The 14,392-nt window shown below is 45.4% G+C and carries 15 protein-coding genes; 11 read left to right on the forward strand and 4 right to left on the reverse strand.

Going from position 1 to position 14,392, the window contains the following annotated elements; genetic code table 11:
- Window positions 1-83: 83 nt before the first annotated feature.
- Window positions 84-713: a 4'-phosphopantetheinyl transferase superfamily protein gene (locus ASG33_RS13920; protein ID WP_056285986.1), complete on the forward strand. Its 630-nt coding sequence runs from the start codon at window positions 84-86 to the stop codon at window positions 711-713.
- Here ASG33_RS13920 and ASG33_RS13925 read toward each other — a convergent pair whose 3' ends face one another.
- On the reverse strand, window positions 714-1,562 hold the full coding sequence (locus tag ASG33_RS13925; protein ID WP_056286590.1) for a transglutaminase-like domain-containing protein: 849 nt from the start codon (window positions 1,560-1,562) through the stop codon (window positions 714-716).
- Between the two features lie 213 nt (window positions 1,563-1,775).
- Here ASG33_RS13925 and galE point away from each other — a divergent pair, with 213 nt between their 5' ends.
- The 7 genes from galE to ASG33_RS13960 are packed head-to-tail and all read left to right on the forward strand — an operon-like array spanning window position 1,776 to window position 8,881.
- The gene (gene galE / locus ASG33_RS13930) at window positions 1,776-2,792 is read left to right on the forward strand and encodes a UDP-glucose 4-epimerase GalE (protein ID WP_056285990.1); all 1,017 of its coding nucleotides are present in this window, start codon (window positions 1,776-1,778) and stop codon (window positions 2,790-2,792) included.
- Complete coding sequence (gene rfbB, locus ASG33_RS13935) at window positions 2,793-3,848, forward strand: dTDP-glucose 4,6-dehydratase (RefSeq protein WP_056285993.1); 1,056 nt, start codon at window positions 2,793-2,795, stop codon at window positions 3,846-3,848.
- Between the two features lie 42 nt (window positions 3,849-3,890).
- Entirely contained in the window at window positions 3,891-4,757 is an 867-nt protein-coding gene (gene rfbA / locus ASG33_RS13940) for a glucose-1-phosphate thymidylyltransferase RfbA (RefSeq protein WP_056285996.1), read from the forward strand.
- A gap of 30 nt (window positions 4,758-4,787) precedes the next feature.
- On the forward strand, window positions 4,788-5,429 hold the full coding sequence (locus ASG33_RS13945; protein WP_056285999.1) for an O-methyltransferase: 642 nt from the start codon (window positions 4,788-4,790) through the stop codon (window positions 5,427-5,429).
- Between the two features lie 33 nt (window positions 5,430-5,462).
- Window positions 5,463-7,961, forward strand: coding sequence for a LysM peptidoglycan-binding domain-containing protein (locus tag ASG33_RS13950; protein WP_056286002.1), 2,499 nt, complete (start codon window positions 5,463-5,465; stop codon window positions 7,959-7,961).
- Window positions 7,962-7,971: 10 nt separating this feature from the next.
- Window positions 7,972-8,562, forward strand: coding sequence for a DUF3109 family protein (locus ASG33_RS13955; RefSeq protein ID WP_056286005.1), 591 nt, complete (start codon window positions 7,972-7,974; stop codon window positions 8,560-8,562).
- Window positions 8,549-8,881: an MGMT family protein gene (locus tag ASG33_RS13960; RefSeq protein ID WP_056286008.1), complete on the forward strand. Its 333-nt coding sequence runs from the start codon at window positions 8,549-8,551 to the stop codon at window positions 8,879-8,881. Before ASG33_RS13955 ends, ASG33_RS13960 begins: the two co-directional genes overlap by 14 nt.
- A 55-nt stretch (window positions 8,882-8,936) precedes the next feature.
- Here the strand turns inward: ASG33_RS13960 and ASG33_RS13965 are convergent, their stop codons facing one another.
- Window positions 8,937-9,332 carry a hypothetical protein gene (locus tag ASG33_RS13965; RefSeq protein WP_056286013.1) on the reverse strand — a complete coding sequence of 132 codons (396 nt, stop codon included), beginning with the start codon at window positions 9,330-9,332 and terminating at the stop codon, window positions 8,937-8,939.
- A 270-nt stretch (window positions 9,333-9,602) separates the two neighbouring features.
- Window positions 9,603-11,078 (reverse strand): sodium:solute symporter, encoded by a 1,476-nt coding sequence (locus tag ASG33_RS13970; RefSeq protein WP_056286016.1) that lies wholly within the window; start codon window positions 11,076-11,078, stop codon window positions 9,603-9,605.
- Window positions 11,079-11,186: 108 nt separating this feature from the next.
- Between ASG33_RS13970 and ASG33_RS13975 the strand changes: the two genes are divergently transcribed.
- From ASG33_RS13975 to ASG33_RS13985, 3 genes are read left to right on the forward strand one after another with little or no spacing between them, the layout of a single operon-like run.
- The gene (locus ASG33_RS13975; RefSeq protein WP_056286020.1) at window positions 11,187-11,462 is read left to right on the forward strand and encodes an ATP-dependent Clp protease adaptor ClpS; all 276 of its coding nucleotides are present in this window, start codon (window positions 11,187-11,189) and stop codon (window positions 11,460-11,462) included.
- Between the two features lie 10 nt (window positions 11,463-11,472).
- The gene (gene recR, locus ASG33_RS13980; RefSeq protein WP_056286023.1) at window positions 11,473-12,087 is read left to right on the forward strand and encodes a recombination mediator RecR; all 615 of its coding nucleotides are present in this window, start codon (window positions 11,473-11,475) and stop codon (window positions 12,085-12,087) included.
- A gap of 25 nt (window positions 12,088-12,112) precedes the next feature.
- Window positions 12,113-12,823, forward strand: coding sequence for a superoxide dismutase (locus ASG33_RS13985; RefSeq protein WP_056286026.1), 711 nt, complete (start codon window positions 12,113-12,115; stop codon window positions 12,821-12,823).
- A gap of 146 nt (window positions 12,824-12,969) precedes the next feature.
- Here the strand turns inward: ASG33_RS13985 and ASG33_RS13990 are convergent, their stop codons facing one another.
- The gene (locus ASG33_RS13990; RefSeq protein WP_056286028.1) at window positions 12,970-14,313 is read right to left on the reverse strand and encodes a tetratricopeptide repeat protein; all 1,344 of its coding nucleotides are present in this window, start codon (window positions 14,311-14,313) and stop codon (window positions 12,970-12,972) included.
- Between the last annotated feature and the right edge of the window lie 79 nt (window positions 14,314-14,392).

Raw genomic sequence — 14,392 nt, forward strand, 5'->3', positions numbered from 1 at the left:
ACACCCAAAAGCTAAAAGCTAACTGCTAATAGCTAAAAGCCAACAGCCCCAAAAAGCTTCAATCCGTTTTAAACAGAATAACTATGCCGCTCGTTCATTCCGAGATGATCGAAGAAACCTGTACACTGCTGCTGTGGAAGTTAACGGAAACTGAATCAGAGTTAAGAGAAAATCTGGGTACCCGCTTCAATATCGAAGAGTTAAACAACATTTCACACCCTCAGAAAATCAGGGAATGGCTGGCTAGCCGCATGCTCATCAAAACCCTTGCGGAAAGGTTTGGCATTGCCTATGTAGGTCTGCACAAGGACGAACACGGAAAAGCTTTTCTGATCGACAACGAATCCCATATCTCCATTACACATACATTTGAATTTGTGGCAGTAGCAATTAACCCGCTTGCCGCAGTGGGCATTGATATGGAAAAAAGTGACGCAAAGTTGCAGCGGACTGCCAATAAGTACCTCTCTCCCGAAGAATTTGACCACGCAGAAAACGACATTTCGCGCCTCAGCATTTACTGGTGCGCGAAAGAGGCGCTTTATAAAATGTATGGAAAGAAAAAGATCAGTTTTAAAGAAGCGATCCGCATTCAGCCATTCTCCGTTGGACAGGTACTGACAGAAGGAAAACTGACAGACGAAGACAAAATTGTAAAGTCCAGAATTCACATCAGGTGGTTTGACGGGCATTGCCTGGCCGTCGCACTCTGATCAGTTATCTTCCGGCTCGTCGAGTGTTGACTTCAATATCTTTTCGATCTCCTGCATTTTATCCTGCTCGCTTGTTTTTTCATAAGACAAGATCAGGTTTCGCAACACGCGCTGCACAATTTCAAGATTGGTGCAGGGCTGATAAAAGATCTCCTTTGATTTGATATTCAGCTGGGCGATATAATGATCGATATCCGTTTTGGAAAAAATGATCCCGCGGTTAAATACATTGATATAGAACTGGGTCTGGTCGCTCTTATACGTCAGCACGAAAAGGTTCGGAAGATTAACCCCGTACACCGGCATTCCCAGCTTTCTTGCGACCAGCAGGTAAATCACACACAAAGTAATAGGGTTACCGCGGCGGCTTTCCAGTACTACATTGACCATTGAGTTGGAAGGCGAATGGAAGTTCTTGGTATTCGCCGCAAAGTTCATCACTCCGAAAAACAGGCTGTTAATGCGTTTGATCTGGTCTACCGCATTCATTTCTTCCTGAAACTGGATCCAGATATCGTAATAAAGCTGCTCGATAGTGGTTTTCAGCTTTTCTATGGAGAGGTCGGGATAATGGTAGGTTGCGATGATCCACATTCCTTCCAGCAAATCCAGGCCGCCGCCGTTTTTCCATGCTTGCAGCCGCTCGATCATAATGCTGAGCTGCAGTTCGTGGATCAGTTCTTCTATTTTTCTTTGCACGTGGGGATTAAAGCTTTCTTCCCATTCTGTTTCTAAAAACGGGATCACACTTCCTCCCAGTGACAGGATTTTACCCTCAACATGCTGGCTCACTTCATGATCTTCGTCATCAAGTAAGGATATCAGTGCCTTTATTTCTCTCTGGTTCATTTTCCTCAAATCTGCATTTAACAACCAACGGATAAATAAAAACATTTTTTTTTTATAGAAGCCAAATTTTCTACTTTTGCCCGGGAAAAAAAAGCACTCCCAGATAATCACTTTAAGTTGTTATCATACCCTGAATTCTGTTTTATTGCATACTTAAAGGCGTTTTTTACAAGCAGCTACATCAGCGATAATCATTAAAATTAGATTTTGGGCATGAAAATTCTCGTTACCGGAGGAGCCGGATTTATAGGTTCCCACACTGTTGTAGAGTTGGATAGAGCAGGTTTCGAACCGGTCATTGTAGACAACCTTTATAACTCAAACAGGGGTGTTCTGGAGGGGATCAAAAAGATTACAGGCAAGGATTTTCCATTCTACGAAATCGACTGTAACAATGCAGACCAGATCCGCGACCTCTTTGCCAAAGAGCAGTTTGACGGGGTCATTCACTTCGCAGCTTACAAAGCGGTAGGCGAGTCGGTTGAAAAGCCATTAAACTACTACGAGAATAACATTATCTCGCTTCTGGTTCTTTTGCGTGCCATGCAGGAGTTCAATGTCCCGAATTTTGTTTTCTCCTCTTCTTGTACGGTGTACGGGCAGCCTGACGCGATACCGGTTACCGAAAATACACCACGAAAGCCCGCTAATTCACCTTACGGAAATACAAAAGCGATCGGTGAAGACATCATCCGCGATCATACCTATTCCAAGCCGGGCATCAAAGCCATTTCGCTCAGATACTTTAACCCGATCGGTGCCCACGAATCTGCGCTGATTGGCGAGTTGCCAAATGGAGTACCGAGCAATCTTGTTCCTTTCATTACGCAAACAGCAGCTGGTCTCCGCAAATCTCTGACTGTATTTGGCAGTGATTATGACACGTCAGACGGAACTTGTATCCGGGATTTCATTCATGTGGTTGACCTTGCCAAAGCGCATGTAAAAGCGCTGGAACTGCTGGGGAAAGAAAAAGAAGCCAACTACTACGATGTATTCAATGTAGGCACCGGCGAAGGCTACACCGTTTTACAGCTGATCAACACTTTTGAAGAAGTGAATGGTGTGAAATTAAATTATACGATAGGGCCGCGTCGTGAGGGAGATGTGGAGAAGATTTACGCGCAGTCGGACAAAGTCAATAATATAATGAAGTGGAATGCTGAAAAATCCATAGCAGACGCCTTGCGCGATGCATGGAATTGGCAACTAAAAATATCAGCTCAATAAATGAAAAAAATTCTGATCACCGGCGGTGCCGGTTTTATTGGTTCACATGTAGTGCGCCGCTTTGTAACTTCCCATCCTGATTACCACATTTTCAACCTGGATGCACTCACTTACGCAGGTAACCTTGAAAACCTGCGCGACGTTGAAAACGCACCTAATTATACATTTGTAAAAGGCGATATCGTGGACGCTGCGTTCATTGAGAAGCTTTTTACCGAACATAACTTTTATGGTGTTGTCCACCTGGCAGCCGAAAGTCACGTCGACCGATCCATTTCAGATCCTATGTCATTTGTAATGACGAATGTGGTCGGGACCGTAAACCTGCTGAACTCGGCAAAAAGTGCGTGGAAAGAAGATCTTCAAAACCACCGTTTTTACCACGTTTCAACTGATGAAGTTTATGGTGAGCTGCACGATCCGGGTACTTTCTTTCTGGAAACAACCAAATATGATCCCCGGTCTCCCTACTCGGCCTCCAAAGCATCTTCTGATCACTTTGTAAGAGCATATCACAACACTTATAAGTTACCTGTTGTGATTTCCAACTGCTCTAACAACTACGGCCCAAACCACTTTCCTGAGAAGCTGATTCCTTTGATGATCCACAATATCATCCAGAAAAAACCGCTTCCGGTTTATGGAAAAGGCGAAAACATCCGTGACTGGCTTTTTGTAGAAGACCACGCCAGAGCAATCGATGTGATTTTCCACGATGGTGCAAATGGCGAAACGTACAATATCGGTGGGCACAATGAATGGAAAAACATTGACCTGGTAATGCTGCTTTGCTCCATTATGGACAAAAAGCTTGGCCGCGAAGAAGGCGAAACTGCACAGCTGATCACCTATGTGACTGACCGTGCCGGCCACGACCTGCGCTATGCGATCGACGCAACCAAGCTTTCTAATGAGCTGGGCTGGAAACCATCCCTGCAATTTGCCGAAGGTCTTGAAAAAACAGTAGACTGGTACCTCAACAATCAGGAGTGGCTTAATAACGTTACTTCCGGGACATACCAGAAATACTACGACGGAATGTATTCGGAAAGATAATTCCGGATAGTAGGTCGCTCACCCCAAAAAAGAACTCACTTTATGAAAGGCATTATATTGGCCGGAGGCTCCGGAACCAGGTTGCACCCTTTGACATTGGCAGTAAGTAAGCAGCTTATGCCCGTTTACGACAAACCAATGATCTACTATCCGCTGTCTATTCTCATGCTGGCGGGCATTCGCGAGATACTGATTATTTCTACGCCTCACGACCTGCCTCACTTTGAAAAGCTCCTGGGAGACGGCAGCAGGCTGGGTTGCCAGTTCAGTTATGCTGTGCAGCCAAGCCCGGACGGATTGGCACAGGCATTTATCATCGGAGAAGAGTTTATCGGAAATGAGAAAGTAGCATTGATCCTGGGAGATAACATTTTCTACGGATCAGGCTTATCGCAGCTTTTACAATCCAATAACGATCCAGAGGGTGGCGTAATCTTCGCATACCAGGTACATGATCCTGAGCGTTACGGAGTTGTAGAGTTTGACAAATCCAACAATGTTCTTTCGATAGAAGAGAAACCGACTACACCCAAGTCAAACTATGCAGTTCCAGGGTTGTATTTTTACGATAATGACGTTGTTGAAATCGCGAAAACAATCCCGCCTTCACCAAGGGGTGAACTGGAAATTACCGACGTTAACCGGGTATATCTGGAACGCGGCAAACTCAAAGTAGGCGTACTCAACCGTGGAACAGCCTGGCTCGACACTGGTACCTTCCAGTCGCTGATGCAGGCCGGACAGTTTGTACAGGTGATAGAAGAACGCCAGGGTTTAAAGGTAGGCTGCATTGAGGAGATCGCTTACAGAATGGGCTTTATTACAGCAGACCAGTTACGTGAAATCGCCAAGCCTCTCGTAAAAAGCGGCTACGGAACCTATCTTGAACGCATTGTAGCCAACGGCTGAGCCGGCGGCTCTTTTGTCCGGATTATTTAAATGAAGTTTTTGGCAGAGGAAATAGAGGAGTATTCCGTAGAGCACACGGAAAATGAGAGTGAGTTGCTGAAGTCTTTGAACAGGGAGACCCACGCTAACATTCTCAGTCCACGTATGCTTTCCGGGCATTTACAGGGCAGGTTTTTGTCAATGATTTCAAAGATGATAAGACCTGACAAGATCCTGGAAATCGGGACTTACACCGGCTACTCTGCATTGTGCCTTTGCGAAGGATTGAATCCAGGCGGGCAATTAGTTACTATCGATATCAACGAAGAGCTTGAAACTTTTACCCGCAGTTTCTTTGAACGCTCTTCGTATTCCTCCTCCATCAAATATAAAATTGGCAATGCCCTCGATCTGATCCCGGATCTCGAAGACACCTTCGACCTGGTTTTCATCGATGCGGACAAAATCAATTATTCTTCTTATTTTAAGCTTTGTCTTGAAAAGGTAAGAAAAGGCGGTTTCATCATCGCCGATAATGTACTCTGGAGTGGCAAAGTCATTCAGGAAGGCATTAAGCTGGACAAAGACACCAAAGCGTTGCTGGATTTCAACCGTATGGTTCACGAGGATAGCCGCGTTTCCAATGTGCTGCTGCCAATCCGCGACGGATTAATGATACTTCAAAAAAATTAAGCACACAATCAGTAAGTCAAGTACCACTATTTTATGGCCAGAACTTTCATTAAAAACATCAAGTACCTTGCAGTTGCGTGGATTTTGTCGCTTGTAACAGTTAGTCAGTCTTTATCGCAAACTCCCGAGATACCTGCAAGTGTGTCTTTCGGAGGAATTACGGTGAAGTTTGACAGAGGCGCCCAAAACCTGATCGAAGAGGACGTAAAAAGCCTGATGTCAAATAAGAAGTTCTGGGAAGAGAAAATGGACAGAGCTATTCTTCATTTTCCCATTGTAGAGGGTATTTTGATGGACGAGGAAGTGCCCATTGATTTCAAATACCTTGCGGTACAGGAAAGCTCGTTTCGCCCTGATGTGGTCTCTACCTCAAATGCAGTGGGTTACTGGCAGTTCAAACCTGAAACAGCGCGCGGGCTGAACCTCCGGGTTGATGATAAAGTTGATGAGCGAAAGAACATCAGTTCTTCTACGCACGCCGCTGCCTGGTATTTAAAGAAGAATAACCAGCAGTTCAACAACTGGGTAACTACATTGTACTCTTATTACCTGGGAGCAGGCGGTGTGAAAAAGATTGTCCCTGCCAGCTGGGCTTATGCACGTGAAGTGACGCTTACAGCCAAAACAGACCGGTACATGCTCCGATTTTTTGCACATAAAATTGCGTTGGAAGCGGGTATAGAAAGGTACAAGTCGCCGAATGCATTTGTTCTAATCGAGTCAGATCTTGGAAAAGGCAAGTCGCTGGATCAGATTGCAAGTTCGCTCGGTATCCCGGCCGCAGAGCTGAAAAATTATAACCGCTGGCTTGTAGACGACGAGATTCCATCTGACAGGGAATATCTCGTAACGATTCCTGTACCGGTGGCGCAAGTTGCAGAAGTACGGGAAAAATTGTCGTTGCCGCCACAGCAAACTACCGTAGCTTCTGTTTACGAAGATTCGGGTTACCCGGTTCTAAGGAAAACCTCCCCACCCTCCCAAAGTCCTGCATTGTACGAAATCAATGGCCTGAAAGGGATCGAAGCGACACCGGGTGCAAAGCCTAAAACACTAGCCAAGGCGGGCGGGCTCAGAGCTCCTAAATTCATGAAATACAATGATATGCTGGCAGAAATGCCGCTTGTTCCAGGACAAGTATATTATTTATCAAGAAAGCATAAGAAAGCCTCTACCCCATTCCACACCGCGCGGCCTGGCGATACCTGGCATAGTGTATCGCAACAATATGGTGTGCGCCTTGTCAACCTTTTAAAATATAACCGCACTACCAGCCGGAACTATCCGATTCAGACAGGACAGGTTTTGTTCCTGGACAAAAAGCGTCCGAAGAAACAACCAATCGAGATCATCGCGCCTCCTCAAACCACACCTCCTGCTGCGAAAGATCCGGTAATCGCTGTTGTACCTGAAAAAACACCGGTAACTGCTGCCAATACCATTCCTGACAAACCATCGGGCAGAAAGAAATATACACCAGTATTGGTTGAGAAAACAGAAACTGGCGCTCCTGCTGAGACAAAGTCTCCTGAACCAGCTACACCTGCTGCTTCGGCCGCAGCACCTGTGACAGCTCCTCCGGTAACAGCATCTAGTTCGGTACCTAAAACCGGTGCCGTAGATCCTGCTTCGAAGCAACCTGTAATGCAGGAATCTGACGACAGGGTTGTGATCATCACACAGGACAATGCAGATACGTCATTTAAATCTACGGAGGAGCAACGCCCGATTGCAAAAGCAGATGGTCCGTCGAAGGTAATTACACCAAATGAAACGAGATCAACAGCTTCCACTTCTGTATATGCGCGTCAGAGAGCTGCGGCAGAAGAACGCGCGGCAAAGGAGAATGCAGCAAAAGAAGTTTCAACAGACGCTGGTACCAGCGCTGCTACCACGCATACAGTAGTGTCAGGCGATACCTATTTTGGCATTGCGAGCAAATACAATCTCTCGCTACGCGAGCTTCTGGATCTTAATAACAGAGGAGCTCAGGCCAGACTGGTTGTGGGTCAAAAGTTGATCGTTAGCAAAGCAGGCAAGGAAAATGCAGCTGCACCTGTAGTTGAAAAAACAACTCCTGAGAAAACGGCACCTGAAAGAATTGCTGTAACACGCAGTGAGCCTGCTGCCACTTTCAAGACTCCCGAGGAAATCAAGCAAGAGACCAGACTGACAGCTGATCCAAATGCCGAATTCCACGTTGTTCAGGGTGGACAAACCTATTACAGCATTTCAAAAGCTTATAATCTGACTATTAAGGATCTTTTTGAAATAAATAACCTGAGCAATTCGGATCGCCTGAAAGTGGGCCAGCGGCTGCGTGTAAGACGCGATGCAGGCAATCCTTCGGACAATGAAGCTGTTAACCAGGCAATCAGTGGCGGTGTACAGACGCACATTGTTGCCGCCGGTGAAACACTTTTCCGCATTGCACAAACCTATCGCACTTCCATTGAAGAACTTAAGAGAGTAAACAATATTTCAGGAAATAGCGTTATGGTGGGACAAAAACTTAAAATACCTCAGCAGTAGAAGAGAACCCATGATTTTAATTGACCATACCTGTATCAGTGACGATATCGAAGACCAGCTATTTGTCTGCAACCTGGACAAATGTAAAGGTGCTTGCTGTGTAGAAGGAGATTCAGGTGCGCCGCTTGACGAAGAGGAAGTAGCCATTCTCGACGAAATATATCCGATGGTAGAACCTTACCTGACTGAATCAGGTAAAAAGGCCATTGCCGAACAAGGAACTTCAACCAAAGACTGGGATGGAGACTTTGTAACTCCGATAATCGATGGGAAAGAATGTGCTTACGCCATTTATGATGAAAATAACATTCTTAAATGCGGTATTGAAGCAGCTTACCTAGACGGCAAGATCAGCTATAAAAAACCGATTTCCTGCCATCTGTACCCTATTCGTGTTACAAAATACGATGAATTTCACGCATTGAACTACGATCGCTGGTCTATATGCAGCCCTGCTTGCGACTTTGGCAAACAGCTTGGCGTACCTGTCTATAAATTCCTGAAAGAGCCGCTGATCCGTGCTTATGGTACACAATGGTATGATCAGCTGACTCACGAGATAGGCGAGCGTGAAGAGGCAAGAGCCAATGAAAAAAGATAATTCGTTTTTCAACGACGTATATGATGTAGTCCGGCAGATACCAGCCGGCCGCGCAACTTCTTACGGCGCGATAGCCAAATACCTGGGAAACAATCGTGGCGCGAGAATGGTGGGCTGGGCAATGGGCAACAGCTATACACGTGAAGGTATTCCTGCCCACAGAGTTGTCAACAGCCAGGGGGAGCTTACCGCCGCGGCACTTTTCGAAACCCCCACTACCATGCAGGAATTGCTGGAAAGCGAGGGCGTGATTGTCAGGAACAATAAGATTCAGAACTGGAAAACCTGCTTCTGGGACCCGGAAAAAGAACTATCATAAACAAACAATCCCGGCCAAGGCCGGGATTGTTTGTTTATGATGAACCTTACTAAACCTATTGTAATGAAATCAGCTTTTCGCTGGTACTTTCAATCTGAACTTCTTTGACCAATTTGTTATTCTTGTTGTGCATTTCGAAGTAGTAAGTTCCGTCTCCCATTTCGTCCAGGTTGAATACGCGGCGGTATTTGGAACCTTTGTCATTGAAAACTTCTGAGTAATACACATTCCCTGCTTTATCCCTTACAATCACTTTTACCTTGTCGTCGGTACCTTTATTGACAGATAGTCTGACTTTGTTGGTATCCGAAATCTTGTAAAGACTTGCGTCGAATGCTACTGCTTTTGCTTCTTTGTCTTCTGTGTTTTTCTTTTTGTCAGTTGTGAAAGAAGCGAGTGACAAAGTGAGCGCCAATGCGCAGAACAGGTTTGAAATGTTTGAGATTTTCATGGCTAATAGCTATTTAGAGTTTGACCGCATGCACTTGCATGGTTGATCTCTAAATAAAAAAGGACGTGCCACATTCGCCTTTTTACAAATTCCACATACAAAATTTGATCTATAAGTATCTGATTTTCAATCCGCTATAATATTAATCTTGGTCTTCCATTTCCAAAACCAGCCCGCAAGAAGTTGTTCAGAACCGAACATTCGACCTTGAAAGCGAACATTTAAAATGTTACAGCAATATGCGGTTTTATTTTGCATGCGTAAGCAGACTTACCTGAAAGAAGCGTAGTTGTCGGTGAGCTTGGGTTTGGGATCATGAAGTATCCAGAGACCGATGAAGGTAATCAGCCCGTTTATAATCAATCTTTCAAACCCGAACTTATATCCGTTAAACCACTCAGCTGAGTGATCGTTGATAACGTAAGTCAGAATGGGCGCCAGAATGCAGACCAGCGGAACCCAGCGGTCTTTAACCGGTCTTTTCAAAAATGCGCCGAAGGAGAAAAGTCCGAGTAATGGTCCGTAGGTATAACCTGCAAGATCAAAAACGGCCGTGATTACTTCTTTGCTGTTCAATCTATTGAAGATGAGAATAACCAGGTAGAAGATCACAGAGAACATGATGTGCACCCAGAATTTAATGGATGAGCGCTTTTCCTCTGGCCGCTTTTCGATGTTCATGAAATCAATGCAAAATGCAGTTGTCAGCGCAGTCAATGCAGAGTCGGAACTGGCGTAAGTGGCGGCAGTAATGCCTAGCAAGAACGTGATACCTACCAGTAACCCAAGGTGGTTGAGCGCAAGCATCGGATAGAAATCGTCTGTCTTTGCTGTTGCCGGGATACCCTGCGCTTCTGCATATACGTAAAGCAATGCACCAAGAGACAGGAACAGGAAGTTGACGATCACAAGCACGACTGTAAACCAGAACATGTTCTTCTGCGCCTCGCCTATGTTCTTACAAGTGAGGTTCTTTTGCATTAGATCCTGATCAAGGCCGGTCATTACAATGGCAATAAATACGCCGGCAAAGAATTGCTTGAAGAAGTTCTTGGGATCATTGGTTTCCCAGTACAAGATCTTCGAGTATTTGCTCTGGTCTACCGCATTCCAGATATCCCCTATCCCGTTCAGATTTAATTCTCTTGACACCAAAACGATCGTCAGAACGACCGCAGTAATCAGAAAGAAAGTCTGCAAAGTATCTGTTACTATAATGGTTTTCACCCCCCCTTTAAAGGTATAAATCCAGATCAGAAATATGGTAATTGCGACTGCCACCTCAAATGGAACACCCAACGGCTTGAAAAGGGCCAGCTGCAAAACCTGCGCAGCCACATAAAGCCTTACGGCAGAGCCAATTGTACGCGAAAGCAAAAAGAAGCCGGAACCAGTTTTATACGACCAGAAACCAAAACGCTGTTCTAGGTAACTGTAAATGGAAATCAGGTTGAGGCGGTAATAAAGTGGCATCAGCACGGTACCAATTACAAAGTATCCCAGAATATACCCGATCACTACCTGGAAATATGAAAACTGGATGTTGGCAACCGCACCTGGCACTGAAACAAACGTGACCCCTGAAAGTGAAGTTCCGATCATGCCGAATGCCACCAGGTACCACGGAGACTGGCGGTTAGCAGTAAAAAATGTATTCGTATCCGCCCCTCTGGAAGTGTAAATAGAGACCGTAATCAGCATCCCGAAATAGACTACCAATATGACCAGCGAGATATAAGGATTCATTAAAAAAGGGGCTGTTTGGGATTGATGGAGCGACGGATTAAAAGCCTAATGCTTCTTATAATCTGCGTTTTTAATTAGATTTGCTAATCAAACAGAAATTTGGTTGTTATGCAAGCGCTGACAGAAACAGATGTAGAAATTCTGGAAGAAACGATTGACACCGACATTAAAAAGCTGGTTATTTATAATGACGATGTGAATACTTTTGACTGGGTCATAGATACTTTGATAGAGGTGTGCGGGCATTCGAGCGAGCAGGCTGAACAATGTACGATCATTATACATTATAAGGGAAAATGTTCCGTCAAAGAGGGAGCATTTGAGGAACTCGCCGGCATGCGGAACGAAATTTGCCGGAGAGGTATTTCAGCCGAAATACATTAACCTTACGCACATGAATTATCCCTCGCGACTGATTGAGGATGCAGTAAACGAAATCTCCCGACTTCCCGGAATTGGTAAAAAGACCGCGCTGCGGCTGGCATTACATTTGCTTAAAAGAGAAGAAGAACAAACCCGGTCTCTCTCGAATGCCCTGCTTGACATGCGTACCAAAACCACTTATTGCGCCAAATGCCACAATATCGCCGACGACATTTACTGCAACATCTGCGCAAACCAGAAGCGTGATCAAAGCATGATTTGTGTGGTAGTGGATACGCGGGATGTACTTGCCATTGAATCTACTAATCAATACAAAGGTTTATATCACGTGCTTGGGGGCATCATTTCACCTTTGGAGGGGATTGGCCCTTCCGATCTGCATATCGATTCACTGATCGGGCGCGTTGAGAACCCGGAGGATTTTGCGCAGGTTCAGGAGATTATTCTTGCATTGAGTCCTACCATGGAGGGCGATACTACTGCATTTTATTTACAAAAGCGGCTTAAATCCACAGGAGTAAAAATAAGTACCATTGCCCGCGGAGTACCCATTGGCGGAGACCTGGAATATGCCGATGAAATCACGCTGGGACGCAGTATCATAAGTCGGGTGGCTTATGATTGATTAATAACAATTTCAATGAATAGTTATGAATAGAACAGATTTTTTGCGGACACTTGCCGGTGGAGCACTTACTGCCGGAGCATTGGCCAATCACACATTTGCCGGAGATTCGGGAATGATACTGGCGGAAACGGCGCCATTCAAACAAAACCCGCTTCCTTACGACTTTGCCGCTCTGGAACCGAGTATTGATAAAATGACCATGGAAATCCATTACGGAAAGCACCACGCAGCTTACGTGAAAAATCTGAACGATGCAGTGAAAGGGACTGAGTTTGAGAAGAAGTCGTTGGAAGAAATCATCAAGTCTGTGGGCAAAGCGCCAGCGGCAATCCGCAACAATGGCGGCGGTCATTGGAACCATACATTTTTCTGGGAAGTAATGGGCCCGAAAAAAGGTAATGGACCAACAGGTGCAGTTTCAGATGCAATTAATGCGCAATTCGGCTCTCTGGAAAAGTTTAAAGAAGAGTTCGGCAAAGCAGCTACTACTCGGTTCGGTTCTGGCTGGGCGTGGCTGGTTGCAAAAGGCGGAAAATTGTCAGTTGGATCTACTCCAAACCAGGATAACCCGCTAATGGATGTATCCGAACTAAAAGGTACACCAATTCTCGGACTGGATGTTTGGGAACACGCTTACTATCTGCATTACCAAAACAAAAGACCAGATTACATCAAAGCATTCTGGGATGTTGTGAATTGGGAGAAAGTAGCGGATAATATGAAGAAGGCTTAAGAAGGAGGAGGAAGGAAAGGGACGAGGGAGGAAGGAGGTAACGGTAGGCAACACCTTGTCACCCTGAGCGGAGTCGAAGGGCATTGCGCACGATGCCCTTCGACTCCGCTCAGGGTGACAAACTTTTTTCCCTCCTCCCTTACTATCTAATTACAAAACGAAGAAATCACTTTATAAGCCTGCTGATAGCCCAGTTCTCCGGCTTTGCTGAGATCCAGACAACCATCGTTGATTTCACCCAGGCTGTTTTTCAAAATTCCCCTCAGGTAATATGCTTCCGGATAGTCGGAGCGGAGTTTGATGGAACTTGTAAAATCCAGTACAGCTCCCATTTGATCGCCGCTGGCAGAGCGGATCATTGCCCGGGAAAAATATGCATTCGAGTAAGTTGGACTAAGCTCTACTGCTGTTGTAAGATCCTGAATAGCAGCTTTTGTTTCTCCAATTTTCGCTCTTACAACTCCTCTGATATAATAAGCTTCGGCACGCTCATTGGTGAGCGCCGCTATTTTGACATTCTCCTTCACTTGTTCACGAAGTTCGTCCAGCTTTTCCCGGTTAATCTTCCCGGAATAGACAATCTTTTTAGGATCACCTACATACGTATTTTTAAGCTCGATTGACTTCGTCAGATCTGCAATTGAGCCGCGGTGATCATTCAGTTTTCCCTTTGAAAAACCCCGACCATAATAAGCTTGAAAATGATCCGGGTTGAGTTGAATGGTTTTATCAAAATCAATGATAGCGCCTCCGAAATCCTCTAATTTGTTTTTCGCCAAACCCCTGTTTGCATAAAGCTCGCTGTCATTTGGGCTTAATTCAATGGCCCGCGTAAAATCGGCGCTGGCACCCTGGTAATCCCCGAGTTCCAATTTCGCTAACCCGCGGCCTGCATAAGCGCCCGTTCTTTTAGGGCTCAATTCGATTACACGTGTAAAATCGGCGAGGCTTCCTGCGTATTCCTGTAAATCCTGCTTGCAATTGCCTCTGGCGTACAATGCAGCCAGCTCATCAGGGTTCAATGCGAGCGCGTGGTCGAGATCCGTCAATGCATTCCGGTGATTTTTAAGTTTGGCGTAGCTAACACCGCGGTTGTAGTAGGCTTTGGGCTCCTCCGGATTTAGCTCGATGGCTTTGGAATAATCCTCGATGGCGGCACGGTAATCTTCCTGTAAACTCTTGCTCACTCCCCTGCTCTGGTAGTACAAAGACTCTTTCGGACTGAGTTCAATGGCTTTATCGTAGTCCAGTATCGCGCCGCGGTGGTCTTTCAAATTTGCCTTGGCCAACCCTCTGTTGAAATAGCTTGGCGCGTGCTCAGGACTCATGGATATCACAGTAGAGTAAGCCTGCAATGCGCCGTTAAAATCGCCCGTGCCGGCTTTTGTGTTTCCTTCTTCAAAGAATTCGGCGGCTGAACGCTGGGCAAGAATGGGGTAAGACAGGGTAAGCGCAAATAGAAATGCGACGCCAGATACTAAGAATTTCATGAATGTAAACCTTTTCCTCAAATCAGATATTTTGCAATTATTCTATAAAAGTATTCAAATTCCGTTTTAGCATCAAAAA

This window comes from Dyadobacter sp. Leaf189, assembly GCF_001424405.1.
GTDB lineage: Bacteria > Bacteroidota > Bacteroidia > Cytophagales > Spirosomataceae > Dyadobacter.

Excerpts from the sequence above, each read along its gene's own strand:
- ASG33_RS13920 (WP_056285986.1), top strand. The coding sequence starts at position 84 with ATGCCGCTCGTTCATTCCGAGATGATCGAAGAAACCTGTACACTGCTG.
- ASG33_RS13925 (WP_056286590.1), bottom strand. The coding sequence starts at position 1,562 with ATGAACCAGAGAGAAATAAAGGCACTGATATCCTTACTTGATGACGAA.
- galE (WP_056285990.1), top strand. The coding sequence starts at position 1,776 with ATGAAAATTCTCGTTACCGGAGGAGCCGGATTTATAGGTTCCCACACT.
- rfbB (WP_056285993.1), top strand. The coding sequence starts at position 2,793 with ATGAAAAAAATTCTGATCACCGGCGGTGCCGGTTTTATTGGTTCACAT.
- rfbA (WP_056285996.1), top strand. The coding sequence starts at position 3,891 with ATGAAAGGCATTATATTGGCCGGAGGCTCCGGAACCAGGTTGCACCCT.
- ASG33_RS13945 (WP_056285999.1), top strand. The coding sequence starts at position 4,788 with ATGAAGTTTTTGGCAGAGGAAATAGAGGAGTATTCCGTAGAGCACACG.
- ASG33_RS13950 (WP_056286002.1), top strand. The coding sequence starts at position 5,463 with ATGGCCAGAACTTTCATTAAAAACATCAAGTACCTTGCAGTTGCGTGG.
- ASG33_RS13955 (WP_056286005.1), top strand. The coding sequence starts at position 7,972 with ATGATTTTAATTGACCATACCTGTATCAGTGACGATATCGAAGACCAG.
- ASG33_RS13960 (WP_056286008.1), top strand. The coding sequence starts at position 8,549 with ATGAAAAAAGATAATTCGTTTTTCAACGACGTATATGATGTAGTCCGG.
- ASG33_RS13965 (WP_056286013.1), bottom strand. The coding sequence starts at position 9,332 with ATGAAAATCTCAAACATTTCAAACCTGTTCTGCGCATTGGCGCTCACT.
- ASG33_RS13970 (WP_056286016.1), bottom strand. The coding sequence starts at position 11,078 with ATGAATCCTTATATCTCGCTGGTCATATTGGTAGTCTATTTCGGGATG.
- ASG33_RS13975 (WP_056286020.1), top strand. The coding sequence starts at position 11,187 with ATGCAAGCGCTGACAGAAACAGATGTAGAAATTCTGGAAGAAACGATT.
- recR (WP_056286023.1), top strand. The coding sequence starts at position 11,473 with ATGAATTATCCCTCGCGACTGATTGAGGATGCAGTAAACGAAATCTCC.
- ASG33_RS13985 (WP_056286026.1), top strand. The coding sequence starts at position 12,113 with ATGAATAGAACAGATTTTTTGCGGACACTTGCCGGTGGAGCACTTACT.
- ASG33_RS13990 (WP_056286028.1), bottom strand. The coding sequence starts at position 14,313 with ATGAAATTCTTAGTATCTGGCGTCGCATTTCTATTTGCGCTTACCCTG.